Source organism: Nitrospirota bacterium (genome assembly GCA_015233895.1).
In the GTDB taxonomy this organism is placed as follows: Bacteria; Nitrospirota; Thermodesulfovibrionia; order Thermodesulfovibrionales; family Magnetobacteriaceae; genus Magnetomonas.
Map to the genome: position 1 here is coordinate 62,237 of JADFXG010000004.1, position 16,015 is coordinate 78,251.

17 protein-coding genes are annotated in these 16,015 nt (G+C 44.5%); 1 reads left to right on the top strand and 16 read right to left on the bottom strand.

The window, feature by feature from the left end; all coding sequences use genetic code 11:
• Nucleotides 1–4: 4 nt before the first annotated feature.
• The 13 genes from nuoL to HQK88_05035 all read right to left on the bottom strand — a co-directional run bounded on the left by nuoL (nucleotide 5) and on the right by HQK88_05035 (nucleotide 12,074).
• The gene (gene nuoL / locus HQK88_04975) at nucleotides 5–1,945 is read right to left on the bottom strand and encodes an NADH-quinone oxidoreductase subunit L (protein ID MBF0616156.1); all 1,941 of its coding nucleotides are present in this window, start codon (nucleotides 1,943–1,945) and stop codon (nucleotides 5–7) included.
• Between the two features lie 2 nt (nucleotides 1,946–1,947).
• Nucleotides 1,948–2,250 carry an NADH-quinone oxidoreductase subunit NuoK gene (gene nuoK / locus HQK88_04980; protein ID MBF0616157.1) on the bottom strand — a complete coding sequence of 101 codons (303 nt, stop codon included), beginning with the start codon at nucleotides 2,248–2,250 and terminating at the stop codon, nucleotides 1,948–1,950.
• Nucleotides 2,251–2,277: 27 nt separating this feature from the next.
• A complete protein-coding gene (locus HQK88_04985; protein MBF0616158.1) occupies nucleotides 2,278–2,787 on the bottom strand; it encodes an NADH-quinone oxidoreductase subunit J in 510 nt (169 codons plus the stop codon).
• The gene (gene nuoI, locus HQK88_04990; GenBank protein ID MBF0616159.1) at nucleotides 2,777–3,370 is read right to left on the bottom strand and encodes an NADH-quinone oxidoreductase subunit NuoI; all 594 of its coding nucleotides are present in this window, start codon (nucleotides 3,368–3,370) and stop codon (nucleotides 2,777–2,779) included. The genes HQK88_04985 and nuoI overlap by 11 nt, the downstream gene beginning before the upstream one ends.
• Nucleotides 3,371–3,399: 29 nt before the next feature.
• Nucleotides 3,400–4,437 carry an NADH-quinone oxidoreductase subunit NuoH gene (nuoH, locus tag HQK88_04995; GenBank protein MBF0616160.1) on the bottom strand — a complete coding sequence of 346 codons (1,038 nt, stop codon included), beginning with the start codon at nucleotides 4,435–4,437 and terminating at the stop codon, nucleotides 3,400–3,402.
• On the bottom strand, nucleotides 4,434–7,040 hold the full coding sequence (locus HQK88_05000; protein ID MBF0616161.1) for a molybdopterin-dependent oxidoreductase: 2,607 nt from the start codon (nucleotides 7,038–7,040) through the stop codon (nucleotides 4,434–4,436). Before HQK88_05000 ends, nuoH begins: the two co-directional genes overlap by 4 nt.
• Nucleotides 7,041–7,109: 69 nt before the next feature.
• Nucleotides 7,110–8,375, bottom strand: a complete 1,266-nt coding sequence (gene nuoF / locus HQK88_05005) for an NADH-quinone oxidoreductase subunit NuoF (GenBank protein MBF0616162.1) — start codon at nucleotides 8,373–8,375, stop codon at nucleotides 7,110–7,112.
• Nucleotides 8,376–8,409: 34 nt separating this feature from the next.
• Nucleotides 8,410–8,892, bottom strand: a complete 483-nt coding sequence (locus HQK88_05010) for an NAD(P)H-dependent oxidoreductase subunit E (GenBank protein ID MBF0616163.1) — start codon at nucleotides 8,890–8,892, stop codon at nucleotides 8,410–8,412.
• A gap of 12 nt (nucleotides 8,893–8,904) precedes the next feature.
• On the bottom strand, nucleotides 8,905–9,372 hold the full coding sequence (locus HQK88_05015) for a Crp/Fnr family transcriptional regulator (protein ID MBF0616164.1): 468 nt from the start codon (nucleotides 9,370–9,372) through the stop codon (nucleotides 8,905–8,907).
• 16 nt (nucleotides 9,373–9,388) lie between these two features.
• Nucleotides 9,389–10,582 (bottom strand): NADH dehydrogenase (quinone) subunit D, encoded by a 1,194-nt coding sequence (gene nuoD / locus HQK88_05020; protein MBF0616165.1) that lies wholly within the window; start codon nucleotides 10,580–10,582, stop codon nucleotides 9,389–9,391.
• Nucleotides 10,570–11,103, bottom strand: a complete 534-nt coding sequence (locus HQK88_05025; protein ID MBF0616166.1) for an NADH-quinone oxidoreductase subunit C — start codon at nucleotides 11,101–11,103, stop codon at nucleotides 10,570–10,572. The genes nuoD and HQK88_05025 overlap by 13 nt, the downstream gene beginning before the upstream one ends.
• Entirely contained in the window at nucleotides 11,085–11,603 is a 519-nt protein-coding gene (locus tag HQK88_05030) for an NADH-quinone oxidoreductase subunit B (protein MBF0616167.1), read from the bottom strand. Before HQK88_05030 ends, HQK88_05025 begins: the two co-directional genes overlap by 19 nt.
• 99 nt (nucleotides 11,604–11,702) lie before the next feature.
• Nucleotides 11,703–12,074, bottom strand: coding sequence for an NADH-quinone oxidoreductase subunit A (locus HQK88_05035; protein ID MBF0616168.1), 372 nt, complete (start codon nucleotides 12,072–12,074; stop codon nucleotides 11,703–11,705).
• 128 nt (nucleotides 12,075–12,202) lie between these two features.
• Between HQK88_05035 and HQK88_05040 the strand changes: the two genes are divergently transcribed.
• Nucleotides 12,203–13,063 carry an RNA methyltransferase gene (locus HQK88_05040; protein ID MBF0616169.1) on the top strand — a complete coding sequence of 287 codons (861 nt, stop codon included), beginning with the start codon at nucleotides 12,203–12,205 and terminating at the stop codon, nucleotides 13,061–13,063.
• Here the strand turns inward: HQK88_05040 and HQK88_05045 are convergent.
• Genes HQK88_05045 through HQK88_05055 form a run of 3 tightly spaced genes read right to left on the bottom strand, consistent with a single transcriptional unit; the run spans nucleotide 13,035 to nucleotide 15,685 of the window.
• Nucleotides 13,035–13,589: a hypothetical protein gene (locus tag HQK88_05045; protein ID MBF0616170.1), complete on the bottom strand. Its 555-nt coding sequence runs from the start codon at nucleotides 13,587–13,589 to the stop codon at nucleotides 13,035–13,037. The two genes, HQK88_05040 and HQK88_05045, sit on opposite strands and share 29 nt — an antisense overlap.
• On the bottom strand, nucleotides 13,590–14,576 hold the full coding sequence (moaA, locus tag HQK88_05050) for a GTP 3',8-cyclase MoaA (protein ID MBF0616171.1): 987 nt from the start codon (nucleotides 14,574–14,576) through the stop codon (nucleotides 13,590–13,592).
• Complete coding sequence (locus HQK88_05055) at nucleotides 14,573–15,685, bottom strand: molybdopterin-binding protein (protein ID MBF0616172.1); 1,113 nt, start codon at nucleotides 15,683–15,685, stop codon at nucleotides 14,573–14,575. Before HQK88_05055 ends, moaA begins: the two co-directional genes overlap by 4 nt.
• Between the last annotated feature and the right edge of the window lie 330 nt (nucleotides 15,686–16,015).

Genomic DNA, 16,015 nt, shown 5'->3' on the forward strand with positions numbered 1-16,015 from the left:
AGTGTTAAAACCTCCCTGTATATAGTTTTGACAGTATTAGAATCAGGAGTATAAACATTCCTGCAGCCATGAACATGCTATAGTGAAGGACAATACCAGTTTGGATTTTTCTGAGTCTTCTGCTAAACCATTCAACTATTGTGGGCAAACCGTTAACAACCCCTTCAATTACAATTGCGTCGGTTATTTTATTTATTACGGCACCTGAAAACCAGTAGGCAGGTTTAACAATCAGTACGTCGTATATCTCATCCACATAGTATTTGTTAAACAGTATTTTATATATGGGAGAGAACGTCTTGGCAATTCCCTCCGGTATTTTTGTGTTTTTGATGTAAAAATAATAAGCCGCTAAAATTCCTGTTATTGCTATTACTATTGATGAAATCATCACAAACCACTCCTGTGACAAGCTGCCATGCGCCTCCGCCTCTCCTACAACAGGGGCAAGAAAGTGTGCAAAGCTATCATGCCCGCCAAGAATATGAGGAATGCCAACATAGCCCGCTGCCACTGCTCCCAGAGCCAGTGCTATCAACGGCAGCGTCATACTTTGGGGAGATTCATGAAGGTGATGTTCCTTATCGTGTCCGCCTCTGAAGCTGCCGTGAAAGGTGACATAGATAAGCCTGAATGAATAAAATGCCGTAAGAAGCGCTGTTATCGCTCCAAGCAGATACACAAATTTACCAACGCCATCTCCGTGAGCATACGCCATCCACAAGATTTCATCTTTGCTAAAAAATCCGGAAAGCCCAGGAACTCCTGAAATACTCAGCGAGGCCAAAAGCATGGTCAGATATGTGACAGGCATATGTTTTTTAAGCCCTCCCATCATATTTATATCTTGCTCTCCCTCCATCGCATGAATGACAGAACCTGCGCCAAGAAACAAGAGCGCCTTAAAAAACGCATGCGTATATAGATGAAAGATACCGGCAGAAAAAGCCCCAACTCCGCACGCTACAAACATGTAACCCAACTGGCTTACCGTAGAGTAAGCGATTATGCGCTTAATGTCTTTTTGAACAAGCGCTATTGTGGCTGCAAAAATTGCTGTTACACCTCCGGTTACGGCAACAACTGCCATAGCAGTTGGTGAAAGAACAAATATAGAGTTGGTTCTTGCTACCATAAAGACCCCTGCCGTTACCATTGTTGCGGCATGAATGAGGGCGCTAACCGGTGTCGGACCCTCCATAGCATCAGGCAGCCACACATGGAGCGGAAGCTGTGCCGATTTGCCCACTGCTCCGCAAAAAAGCAATATCGCTATCACAGTTATCAAATTAAAACTATGTCCGCATATCATTATTGTTTGGCCTGCAAAAGCTGCCGGATTTTTAAACACGTCAGCGTAGTGAAGTGAGCCAAAAGTCAGAAATATTAAAATCACGCCAAGGCCAAATCCAAAATCACCAAACCTGTTGACAATAAAAGCTTTTTTAGCGGCATCGGCAGCTGATTTCTTATAATACCAAAACCCTATCAGAAAATAAGAACACAGTCCCACAGCCTCCCACCCAAAGTACATCTGTAGGAAATTGTTACCCATTACAAGCATCAACATGGAAAAAGTAAAGAGACTGAGAAATGCAAAAAACCGGTAGTAGCCCTTATCCCCGTGCATGTATCCAATCGAGTATATGTGCACAAGCAAGCTTACCGTATTTACCACTATCAGCATTACAGCCGTTAACGGATCAATAAGAAAACCCACCGAAACCTTAAAGCTGCCAGAGGTTATCCATGTAAACAGGTCTTCATTAACGATTTGGCCGCTTAACACACCCGAAAGAGCCGAAAGCGAACACAGAAACGACCCTGCAACCCCAATGAGCGCAATCCAATGAGCCTTCGTCCTCAGAATTGCTTTCCCAAAAAGTATATTGATTATAAAAGCCGCAAGGGGAAGAGCCGGTATCAACACATGCTTTAGTGTCATCCCTATCCTCTCATCTCATTAAATTCATCAACCGTTATGGTCTCTTTGTTTCTAAAGAGCGCAATTACCAGAGCAAGCCCTATTGCCGCCTCAGCCGCCGCTACGGCTATTATCATAAAGACAAGTATCTGACCGGTTAAGTCCTCCATGTAGTGGCTAAACGCTACAAGGCTTATGTTAACGGCATTAAACATTATCTCAACCGAAAGGAGCATTATTATCAGATTCCTCCTTGTGATAAACCCAAACATCCCCACACAAAAGAGCACTCCGCTTAGCCATATATACCAATTTAAAGGTACCATTTTGCTGTCTCTAAATTCCCCCTGCTTTCATTTTAACCTCTTTTTGGCAAGCACAATTGCCCCCACTATTGCAACAAGAAGTACCAGCGAGGCCAGCTCAAACGGGTACAGGTAATGAGTGTACAGTTCCTGCCCTATGGCCCCTATGTGAGTAGCGCTCTGTATCTCCATAATTGTCCACCGCCCTGTCCTTCCAACCTCTACCGATCTTGCCGCCTTAATCGCTATTACCATCACCCCTGAGGATATGATAAAGCCAATAATCCACGGCCTGATAAACCTGCTCTTTTGCACATCCTCCCGCAAATTAAGAAGCATAACGACAAAGAGAAATAATACCATAATAGCTCCGGCATAGATAATTATTTGTACTGCGGCTAAAAACTCCGCATTTAAAAACAAATACAGTCCGGCCAGATGAAAAAACATAAGAAGCATATAAAGCACACCGTGCATAGCGTTTCGCCGCGTTATAGCCAAAGAGGATGTTAGCACTATAACGGAGGCAAAGTATAAGAAAAAAACCTTATTCAGCATTATGTAAATCCACCTTACTCTGAGTCCGCCCTTTAAACACCGCCTGATTTTCAGGCGTTTTAAAGTCATCGGCACGCGGGCCCCAAAATCGCTTAAAATACTCGGTTCCTTTGTCACCTGTCATGTACTTGTCCCAATTTCCAAGGAGTTTGTCTTTGGTCATTTTAAAATCCGCCTTGTTGTATCCGGCATACTCGTAGTGCTCGGTAAGAACAACCGCCCCAAACGGACATGCCTCCACACAAAGTGCGCAATACATACATCTGAGGACTTCTATTTCATATCTGTCAACGACCTTTTCATGTTTTTCCCCCTCGGATGTGTATATGGTTATGCAGCGAGAGGGGCATACGGCGGCACATAGCCCACAGCCCACGCACTTAGCCTCTTTCGTTTCCGGATTGCGTACAAGCGCATGAAGCCCTCTAAAGCCGGGCATCACGGGTCTTTTCTCCTTTGGGTACTGCCTTGTGACAGGCTTTGTGAACAAGGTTTTAAGGGTAAGTTTCATCCCCTGAAGGATTTCCACAAAAAACACCGTCTTAAGAAACCGTGCTATTGCGGTATCTTTTTTTCGCTCCATCACCACAACGTCTTTTATCTTCATATCGTTCATTTGTGTAAAAATATTTTAATAATTCCTGTTATCATAACATTTAAAAGGGCAAGTGGTATCAGCACCTTCCAACCTAACGACATTAATTTATCATATCTATAGCGCGGCAGTGTTGCCCGTATCCAGTAGTAAAAGAATATACAGGCGTAAAGCTTAAGCATAAACCAAATGAGACCCGGCACATGGTTCAAAAAGGGAAACATGTTTAGTATAAACTGGGGCAGAGTCCATCCGCCTAAAAAGCACAGGACGGCTATCGAGGACATTATAATCATACCAATGTACTCGGCCATAAAAAACAGAGCAAAGCGCATACCGCTGTATTCGGAGAAAAATCCGGCTATAAGTTCAGTCTCAGCCTCTGGAAGATCAAACGGGGTGCGGTTGGTCTCGGCAATTGCAGAAATAACAAACACATAAAAACCCAGAAACTGCGGAATTATGTACATCCCGCCCGGATAATTGTGCTGAGCGTGTACGATGTCGGTAAGGTTAACTGAGCCTGCCATAAGCATCACACCAACAAGGGAGAGGCCAAGGGACACCTCATAACTAATCACCTGAGCCGAGGCACGCAGCGCCCCCAGAAACGAATACTTTGAATTAGACGACCAACCGGCAATTATTACGCCGTAGGCAGCCAATGAGGACATTGCAAAAAGAAACAACAGTCCAATGTTAGCGTTACTGATTACAAAACCATCAAAAAATGGTATCACCGCAAGGGCTGAAATTGCAGCCATAAGCCCGATTATTGGCGCCGAGAAAAACAGCGGTTTATCGGCATTTGTTGGAATTATATCCTCTTTGAAAAAGGATTTAATGCCGTCTGCTATCGGCTGAAATATGCCGTGAGGGCCTACCACCATAGGGCCCATTCTGACCTGCATATGGCCTATAACTTTCCGTTCAAAATACGTGGCATATGCTACATGCAACATCGTTGCCCCAAGTACAACAGCTATCTTTAAGAGTATCACTCCGAGGTTCCATATATACTCTGGTACCGCTGCATGAAGAGCGTCTAATGTCATAGTTCTTTAGCCCTCTCTATTGTTACAACTCTGTCTGTTATGTTAAGGCTTTTCAGAGTCGGGTCTATTGTGTATCCTACAATTGACCTAAATCCGTTGTCTTTAAATGTGTTTGAAAGCGCAGCCACTCCCTCCGGCATTCCTCTGTCGGCACGTAAAACAGCAACTGCCATCCCTTTGTCACTCGTTATAACCACCCGCTCATTATCGCTAAGTCCCAAAGACTCCGCTGTCACAGGGTTTATCATAAGAAGCGGCTCCGAGGCTACGCCCATAAGAGCAGCTGAATATCTGGAAAGGGAGGAGGAGTGGATAAGCGATTTATCCTCTTTTAAGATAACCCTGCCACTTTGCTCACTGCCAGGTAATTCCGGCATGTCCTCAAGCCCCTCTACTTCGAAATCCCCCTCTATTCCTCTTAAAGGTTCACCCCCATATGGCCATATACCGCCGCGTCCCGTAAGGGATTCATACCTGACGCCGGCATGGACTGAGGATATCCTGCTGATTTCCTCCCACACGCTCTTAACATCCGTGTATGATTCCTTCATTCCCAGCGCTTTACAGATATCGGCAAGGATTTTCCAGTCTGCCCGTCCACGGCTGCTTAAAGCTCCCTTTCTTAACCTCTGAAGCCTTCTTTCAAGATTTGTATAAGTGCCGTCTTTTTCACTCCATGCTGAGGCTGGAAACACAACATCAGCAAGGCTTGCCGTCTCTGTGAGAAATATATCCGACACTGCCAGAAATTCTAGTTTCTGAAGAGCAGACTCCACTTTCTTTTTATCCGGAATATTAAAGACAGGATTTTCTCCCATCACAAACATTGCTTTGATACTCCCACTGTTAGCGCCGTTAATCATCTCAAAAAGATTAAGTCCTGTTCCCTCTGGTGTTTTCATTCCTGCCGTGTTTTCCATCTTATGGCCAAACGTCTCAAGCTCTACCGGCCTGCCACCAACAAGCACACCAGGCGAACAACCCATATCAAGACATCCCTGCGTGTTTGGCTCATCCATAAGTACAAACAACCTGCCGTTTAACACATAGTTAAGCGCACCAAGTAAAAACAGATTCTTTGAACCATTACCATAAAGCACCATCTCAGGACCTATTATAACAACAGGATTTTTTAGCCTTACAAGCTCATCCGCAGTATATTGCAAAGCCTCAGGGCTGACTCCGGCTCTGACAAGCATGTCCATATCAGGAATTTTCAGAGCCGACAATTTCTTATCTATAATTGAGTTTTCAGAGATAAAATTCTTCTTTTCGTAGACCTTAGCTAATATCCACGTTAGAATAAGTGCTCCTGCGCCCTCTGTGTGATTTAGCTCATGTTTTACATTACTTCTTAGTCCGCCGGATTTGCCTAACACAAACACCTTTCCGCCTTTTTTCCACACCGAGCGAACTGCAATGCCAAGAACCGGATTTATTGTAGTTGGGTCGCCACCGGCAACAAACACTCCGTCTGAGTTAGCAATACCTGGAATAAGGTTTGCCGTTATCCCCTGCCCAAACATCCTCTCAAGATAACTGACAGCAGGACGATAAAAGAGTCTTGCCGCAGAGTCTATATTATTTGAACCCAGCACGTAGCGAATTAATTTCTGAAGCATGTAGTTGTCTTCATTAGTGCATCTGCCAGAGGCAATACCTGCCACAGAGCCACCGCCGTGTTTTTTAACAATCTCTTTAAGCCGCCACGCTGTAAACTCTACAGCCTCCTCCCACGATACCGGAACAAGCTCTCCGTCTTTTCGTATAAGCGGACTTCTCAGTCTTTCCTCATGTTCGGTGTAATCGTAACCGAACCGTCCCATAACGCACAACATGCCGGAATTCAGACCTTTTTCAAAATCCGGGATGACTCTGATAATTGTGTTTTCCCTCATTTGAAGGGTTAGAGTGCAGCCAACGCCGCAGTGCCCGCAAATGGTCTCCACCTGGCGCTCTATGTACCATGGCCTGTACGTGTGGCGATGAAGTTTTGACGTGATCGCTCCCACAGGACAGGCTGAGAGACAGTTACCGCAGTACTCACAGTCGAATCTGCCACCGGAAAATGGCTCTATAAGAGAGTGGCTACCCCTGTTAATTACACTGATGGCAAAAGCACCCTGCAAATCGTCACAAGTTCTTACACATCGGGTACAGAGGATACACCTTTGCATGTCTCTGACTATAACAGGATCTTCAAAACTTACCGGATTGGTGCGTTTACCCTCTTTAAACCGGCCTGCTGCAGCACCATACTTTGCAGATAAGTCCTGAAGAATACACTCGCCGGCTTTATCACAAACCGGACAGTCCAGCGGGTGATTTATAAGCAAAAACTCCAACACCGCTTTCCTTGCACGCATAATAGCCTCGGAGTTGGTTCTGACAACCATTCCGTCTGTGATTTTAACCGTACAGGCTGTCTGAGGCCTGGACAGACGCTCGATTTCCACAAGACACATACGACAACTACCAGAAGGGGACAGGTTTTTAAATGTGCAAAGTGTTGGAATCTCAATTCCAACCTGCTTTGCTGCTTCAAGAATAGTTATTTCCCGGTCCGTCTGAACCTCTATGCCGTCTATGGTTAACTTAATCATAAGTTTTCACGTTCTTTTGAAATCCTCTTTTAAAATCCTCTTTTGAAATCACCGTTACATTATACTTTATCATTGCACTTTACATCTCTTATTTTTTATATGGTACTCAAACTCTTCCCTGTATGTTTTCATAGCAGCCAGAAGCACTCCGGCTGCCCCGTCACCTAATGGGCAAAAAGTCTTTCCGGTCACGTTTTCAGCCACATCTTGAAGAGTTTCAAGATCACGCTCTGAGGCATCCCCCCGCTCGATACGCCCAAGGATTGCTCTCATCCACGCCGTACCCTCACGGCATGGCGTACACTTTCCGCAGGATTCGTGTTCAAAAAACTTCATAGCACGCTCATAGACCCTCACAATGCACACTGTATCGTCAAAGACCATAACAGCGCCTGAACCAAGCATAGAACCGTACTTAGGCAAGTGGACAAAATCCATGGGGCAGTCTATATTCTCAGGGGCAATTATCGGGGTTGAGATGCCGCCGGGAATTACTCCCTTAAGCGCACCGCCGCCTTTAATGCCGCCACAGTGGGTATAAATTATCTCTCTCAGGGATATTCCCATAGGAAGCTCATAGACACCGGGTTTATTGACTCTGCCGCTTACGGAAAAAAGTTTAGGTCCGGGACAGTCTTTAACCCCTATTGAGGCATACGCCTTTGCACCTTGTGAGACAATGTATGGAATATTGGCAAATGTTTCAACATTATTAACAATCGTAGGCTTTCCCCACAGTCCTGAATTTACAGGAAATGGTGGTTTTAGCCTTGGCAGCCCTCGCCTGCCCTCAAGGGAATCAAGAAGAGCCGTCTCCTCGCCACAGATATAAGCTCCGGCACCTGAGTGTACCGTAAGATTAAACCTAAAATGTTTTGACAGTATATCGTTACCGAGATAACCACTGGCCAAAGCCTCCTCGATGGCTCTTTCAAGTATTCTTTTTGCATGAGGGTATTCACCTCTGAGGTATATATAGCCTCTGGTAGATTGCAGTGCGTAAGCGGATATAATCATCCCTTCGATTAAAAGATGAGGGTTGTGTTCAAGAATTGGTCTGTCTTTAAATGTGCCAGGCTCTCCCTCATCTGCGTTACAAACCAGATATTTGGGGAATTTCGGATCAAGGGATGCAAATTGCCATTTCATACCGGTTGGAAATCCGGCTCCACCGCGTCCCCTCAGACCGGAGCTCTTTATCTCATCTATTATATCCCGCGGGGTCATCTCGCCCACAGCCTGCTCCAAAGCTTTGTAGCCGCCATAAGCCATATAGCCCGCAATTGAGGCGTTATGAGGATCTTCGGTGTTCCTTAATATTATCCTCTCATCCACGGTTGCCCCCAATGTTTCAGAAATTCATATGTCATCACTTATAACTCTCAAGCAAAGTGTCCAGCCTGTCCTTTGTCAGATTTTCATAAGAATCAGTATCCAATATCATCGCAGGGGCTGTGCCGCAGGCGCCAATACACTCCATTATAACCAGGGAAAATCTGCCATCAGGTGTTGTGCCACCAGGAGTCAACCCGTATTTCTCTTTTAAGTATTCAACCAGGCTATAGGCCCCTTCAATCATACAGGACACATTTGTACAGAGTTGAATAATGTGCCGCCCCATGGGTTTAGTTTTATACATGGCATAGAAGCTGGCAACTCCCCTGATTTCCGCAGCAGGCACACCGGTTACATTTGAAATCTCTCCGATTGCCTCAGGGCTGATAAATCCAAAAATTTCCTCTGCTGCAAAGAAAGACGGCAAAAGCGCTGCCTGATAGGAGGGATAGAGCTCCATCAGTTCGTAGATCTTCCCTCTTAATATCTTCAGCCGCTCTGCTGTTACCTGTGTCATCGCGTGCTCTTGCTATCCTTTCCTGAACATGTATGTAGTAAGGTCCATGTACTGGTTATTCATCGACCTGATTATCTCAGACAGATGTATGGCTATAACTTTATAGACCTTAGCAGCCATTTTGGGGTCATGCTCCATAAGCTCTTCAACATCACGCTTATCTACTTTTACAACTTCACAGTCCTTATCCGCCAGTGCAATAGCCGAGTGCTTAGAGCCGTCCACAAAAGACATAAGGCCAAATGTTTCACCGGCCTTCACCACAGCATACGGCAGAATATCTCCCTCTGTTGACATCTTACAAATTCTGACTTTACCGTTTGTAAGGAAATACAGAGTGCCGCCATCCTCACCCTCTTTGTATATCTCTTCATCCTGTTTAAAAGACGTTCTTTTAAACAGTCCGGTTATAAGCTTTTTCTCCGTCTCATCAAGACCATTAAAAATATCAAACTTTTCAAAAATATCTTTAAATTCCATACTCATCCTCCTTGACTTACCTGTCACACTCGCCAAGCACAACGTCAATCGAACCAATGTTAGCTATAGCATCCGCTATGAGGCCGCCCTCACAAAGAGCCGGCAACACAGAAACGTGTATAAAAGACGGTGAACGAACCCGCATCCTGTAGGGCCTGCCGGTGCCGTCACTTACTATAAAGAAGCCCAACTCACCTTTTGGCGCCTCCGTGGCAACATATATCTCGCCCTTGGGGGCTGTCATAGGGCCCTTTGTGATTAAAGTAAATTGATGAATGAGAGATTCCATCTCATTTAACACTCTGTCTTTCGGAGGCAGCGTAAACTTAGGCGCATCGGGAGCCAGTATCGGTCCTGTAGGGAGCTTTTCCACACACTGCTTAAGTATCAAAACTGATTGCCTCATCTCCTCAACCCGGCAGAGGTACCTGTCGTAAACATCGCCATTTTTACCTATCGGCACGGCAAACTCTACGAGATCATAAGCATCATAGGGGAAGTGTTTTCGAATGTCGTAATTAACCCCGGAGCCTCTGAGCGTGGCACCGGAAAGTCCCCAGTTTATGGCATCCGCCGCAGATATTACACCAATTCCTACAGTACGCTGAAGCCAAATCCTGTTAACATTTATGAGGGTTTCATATTGCTCAATTTTAGAGGGAAAATCCAGTAGAAAATCATACAGCTTATCTATAAACTCCTGTGTAAAGTCGTTTTTTACGCCACCAATTCTTGGGTAGGTGACCGTAAGGCGCGCCCCGCAGAGCATCTCAAACAAATCCATAATGACCTCTCTTTCTCTGAAAGCATAGAGAAAAACAGTCATAGCGCCAATATCAAGCGCGTGTGTGGCAAGCCAGAGCAGATGGCTTGAAAGCCTTGACATTTCAGAAACAATGGTGCGTATATATTTGGCCCTAAGAGGAGCCTCGATTCCGAAAAGCCGTTCCACAGCCAGGCAGTAGCCCACATTATTAGTCATAGAGGATATATAGTCAAGTCTGTCCGTAAGCGGCATACACTGTATATAGGTCATCCCTTCGGCCAGTTTCTCGGTTCCTCTGTGAAGATAACCAACATAGGGGGTGCACTTTCTTATGGTTTCACCGTCCAGCTCCAGCTTAAGCCTTAGCACTCCATGAGTTGAAGGATGCTGGGGGCCCATGTTCAGTACCAACTCTCTGGTCTTTAAATCTTTCAGCGGTTCCATTCGTACTTTTTATATTCCTCGTGTTTTTGCAAAACCTCTTTAAACCCGCGCCACTCCTCCTCAGGTCCCTCAACTGGGTAGTCCTTTCTGAGCGGGTAACCCTCCCAGTCCTCAGGCATAAGCACACGCCGGAGGTCCGGGTGGTTTTCAAAAACAATTCCGTACATGTCGTAACACTCACGTTCATGCCAATTGGCTGTGTTCCAGATACAGGCACAGCTTTCCAGTGACGGGGATTTCTCTGGCACCTGTACCGCAATGCGAATCATATGTTTGTGTTGTATTGAATAAAGCTGATAGATAACCTCAAAGCGGGGAGTTCTCTTGCTTAAGTAGTCAACTCCGCAGAGGTCTTTCAAGAAATCAAAATTAAACTCCGGATCGTCATGCAGCCGCATCAGGATTTCCAGGATATCGTCCTTTTTAACAACCAAAGCGCACTGTCCCCTGAAGTCCCTCACATCAACAACATCAGCTGGATAGAGTTCTTTAATTTTAGAGGCTATTTCAGCGGGCTCCATCTCATTCTCTCAGTTCTCATCTTATCCTGCAGCCTGATAATTCCGTCAATCAGAGCCTCCGGCCTGGGCGGACAGCCTGGTATATAGACATCAACCGGCAAAAACGTATCACAGCCCTGAACCACCGAGTATGACCTGTAAACATTCCCCGTACAGGCACAACTGCCCATGGCGATAACATATCTTGGTTCGGGAATCTGGTCATAGACTTTTCTGACAACCGGGGCCATTTTCTTTGTAACAGTGCCGGCTATTATTATGCAATCAGCTTGCCGCGGCGAGCCGCGGAATATAATTCCAAGCCTGTCCAGGTCGTAGTGGCTTGAGCCTGTGGTCATCATTTCAATGGCGCAACATGCCAGTCCGAAGGTCACTGGCCACAGGGAGGACAGCCTCCCCCAGTTTATCAACTTATCCAGTGAAGTAATTATTGTGTTAGCGCCGGGAATTATCCTGATTCCCTCCTCTACGTCAATTAAGCCAAGCGAGGTATCTATCATCTTCCTATTCCTTCTAAACTCCCTTTGTGCGTACTCTTTTTACTAAAGCCTTCTATCCGGAAGGCGTTGTATTATACACTAAATATTAAAATTAATAAACTAATCCCAGACAAAGGCATCCTTTCTCCATGCGTATATGTAACCTACGGCAAGAATCAGAATAAAGAGCATCATCTCAACAAATGCGTAAAGCCCTATTTTATTAAACGCTACAGCCCATGGGTACATAAAAACGGCCTCAACGTCAAACACAACAAACAGAATGGCTATGATGTAGTATCTGACAGTGAATTTCTGTCTGGGCTCACCCTCAGGCAGCATACCGGATTCGTAGGGGGAGAGTTTTTCAGCATATGGCCTCCTTGGACGCAACAAGAAGCCAAAAAGCAACGCTCCTAAACCAAACCCCAGCGCTATAATCAAAAAAACCAGCACTGGCAGGTAATCTGTTGGCACATAAGTACCTGGCATAGATATGTTTTACATTATCTGTGCGGTACTTGTCAATATGTTTTTTTCGGGAAATTCTACTTAATGATGTTTAATGTGTTATGATAGTCTTATAAATATCTAAATCTAAGACAAACACTGACAATCCGATGAAGCATCTCTATATAAAAGATATAATAAAATCCGTACAAAACGAAAAGATAAAAGATGCTGTTGTCAGACGGCAAAGAAAAAACCCTGACTATAAAGACTCTGTGTTTGTTGAAGGCAAACGGGTAATTGAGACGGCACTTATGTCAACTGCTATACCACAGAGAGTGTTTATCACGCCAGAGTTTCTAAATAACATGGCAAATCAATCCCTCATCGAAAAAATATCGCAAAAATGCGCAGATATTTATGAGGTATCTGAGCCCGTTATGAATAAACTTTCTGATACCGAATCACCACAGGGAATTGCCGCTTTGTTTAAAATAACGGAATGCAACCTCTTAAACCTTAATCCATGTTCTGAATCTGTGTATATCATCCTTGACGGAATAAGTGAGCCCGGTAACGTGGGGACAATTGTGAGAACCGCTGAGGCGTTTGGAATAAGCGGAGCCATTATGTTGCCCGGAACGGCTGATCCTTTCAGCACCAAGGGTGTCAGGGCATCGGCAGGATGCGTATTTAATATTAGCACTACAAAGACCACTGCGGATGAATTCCTAAAATGGATTAATCACACTAAACTAACACTAATTTCCACGGTGGTTAGCGGCGGAGTTCCCCTCTATGAAACACCACTAAAACCTCCCTTTGCACTTATCTTTGGACAGGAGTCAGAGGGGATCAGCAGAGTGTTAATAAACAATTCAACTGTTAAGGTGATGATTCCAATGCATGGTAAAGCCGAAAGCATTAACGTCTCCGTATCAGCGGCCATTTGCCTTTACGAGATGCTCAGACAAAGGCAGCTTAATGCCTCGTTAGACTGTCTCAATCCTGTGCCTTTAAAAAAGTCCTGATAAAAAACATCAGAACGAGGGAATATACTAAATTAATGGCGGTAAAAGTCACAACTGAGTTCATTCGTTTGACTCTGGTCTCAAACAGATGTTGAATGGAAAAGACAACCTCGTTAGCCACATTCCAGCAGTCTTCGCTTTTTTTAACGACATCTTGCTCTGTAGCGTTTGGCATATTGTTTTTGTGGTTAACAAGCAGGGTTTTAAGCTCATCCCATGATTTACTCATTCTTGAAATACTCCTGTCGTACTCAACTTTATTTTTATCGCTTAAGTGAATGCTGTCTTTGTCTGAAAGGGCAGTAATAATCCAATCAACGTCAGTAAGATGTTTTTGATAATCTTCACTATTCATCTCAAGTTTAATTATTCGCTGGATGGTTCCTCTTGCTATACCGGCGTAATTTATAATCCTGTTTTCGTTTTCAATTTCACCTGTTTTCATATATACAAACATAACATTAGAGATCAACATAAGAAATAAGATAACAGCAAAGAGCCCTGTTCTTTTAGATGTGTTAGTCATTCAGCCTCCAATTTTGGACAGAGTTGTGAGATTAAACTTAGTGTCATGCTTTTCCGGCTTCAACTGTGCAGCGTTAAGTAAAAGCAATTTTAGAGTCTCTTTTGAGGCGCCGTTTCTGATAAGAGTTTTAAAATCCACCTCTATATTGGAAAATAGACAGGGCCGGAGTTTGCCGTCTGAGGTAAACCGAAGCCTGTTGCACTCGCTGCAGAACTGGCAGGTAACGCCGCTTATTATGCCAATTACTCCAGGGGAGTTTTCAAACGTATAGTATCTTGCCGGGCCGTGTCTTCTTAACTTCAGGGCAACAAGTGTTCCCATGGCGTTAAGACGGTTCATTATTTCCTCCATTGGTACAAGCCGTCCTTTGCCATCCCCCTCTCCGGTTATGCAAACAGGCATAAGTTCTATGAACCTGACCTGATAATCGGTTGTCATGGCAATCCGTGCAAAATCCTCGATTTCATCATCATTTATTCCCCTAAGCGGCACCATGTTGAGTTTAATTGGTAAAAGGCCGGACTCCTCAGCTTTTTTAATCCCATTGAGCACGCTATCAAGAGAACCGCCGCGGGTAATGTCTGAGTATCGTTTAGCATTTAATGTATCAAGGCTCACGTTTACACGGTTTAGACCGCTTTCAGCGAGCTTTTGTGCATATTTTCCCAGCAACTGCCCGTTTGTGGTCAGACTGATATCGTTTATCGTGCCAAGGGCTTTTATTGATTTTATAAAATCTGGCAAATCACGTCTAAGCAAAGGCTCTCCGCCGGTTATTCGTATTTTTTTTATTCCAACCTCCGAGGCAGCTTCTATGAATTTGAGGATTTCCTCAAACGAGAGAATATCTGATTTTTGCAGCAATCCGGCACCACTATCCGGCATACAGTAGATACATCTCAGATTACATCTGTCTGTTATAGATATTCTTATGTAATCTATGACCCTGCCAAAGGTATCTCTAAGGAGCATACTGTTTTCCATCATTTTCCAAAAGGACACACAGGATATGTACACTGTGGGCAGGACAGGCAAAAGCCGCCGTGAGCCATCTCGGCAAGCTTACGTCTGTCTATCAACTCTCCTGCAAGCACACGGGGCAGCAGGAGATCGAAAACCGTTATCTTATTATACATTCCGCAGCCGGGCATACACATCACAGGAATGTCTTTACCACCCAACATCCGATATTTAGCGCCGTCAATGTATGCCACTAAAAACATGGCCCCGGGCAGCACCGATGTCCCGTAGTTATAGAGATTGACTGGTAGTTTTTTAACGGCAATAGGAGTGACGTCATCGGGATCAACCGACATTCCACCTGTTGTAATCAGGAGATCCGCCCCTCTGCCAAGCAGATACATAAGCTTTTCGTAAATATAGTCAACATCGTCAGGAGCATAAAAATGCTCAAATATTTTGCCCCCGAAAGCGGCAAGTTTACGCTCTACGACAGGCAGAAAGGCGTCTTTTATGCGGCCATAAAACACCTCGTTTCCGGTTATGACAACACCGGCACGCGGCCTTCTTATTTCTTTTACCCTAAGTACAGCGCCATTTTGAGCGGTTTTGGCTTCAGCAACTGCCCTCTCAACATTGGTTCGTTTTATGACAAGCGGGATAGCCCTGACTCCGCCCAGTTTCACACCCGTTTTGACCACAGTATTTGAATGAATTGTGGCACACATCACATCTTCTGTCATATTAAACCTTGTGAGGGCATCCTTATCAATGACAAGCAGGCCGTCTCTGTCGGCTATGAAATCAATTTTGCCCTCTTTTGGTTCACCTGAGGGGATGACTCCGGTTTCCGCTGGATTTCCCATTATGGCACTTGCCAGTGCGTGTGCAGCATCATCTTCGTGGAGTTCATCGTCTGCAATTTTAAGGAGATATATATTGTCTTTGCCAAGCCTCTGCAGATGCTCTATATCGGACTTTGTGATAACATGCCCCTTTTTAAACGCCCGACCTTTAAACTCTCCGGGCCTTATTTCAGTTATATCATGGGCTAATACGCAACCCTCAGACATCTGAACTGGCAGTATTGTAAAGCCTTTTCGGGCTACCGTTATGCAATCATTATCAACGCTCATATCATTAATTATATCATTTACTTATCGTAATATATTATTAAAATACTTTTGTCACATAAACCAAACAATTTTTTAAACTATTACTCGCTATAAGACTTTGATTCTTGTCTGTCCTAATACCCAAATATCACCTTTTAATCCCTTGACAGACTTGCAGATACACTTTGCACTGCTCTGAATGACATCTATCATGACACTGACAGGCTCACTTCTATGACCAATTTCCCTTATCTTAAATTACCTATAGGGTCCCTACCTGGTATAAACCAGCTTTCTTGATAAGATTTTTGAAATCTTATAATTTATCTAACGTATTTATAGCTCTAAGAA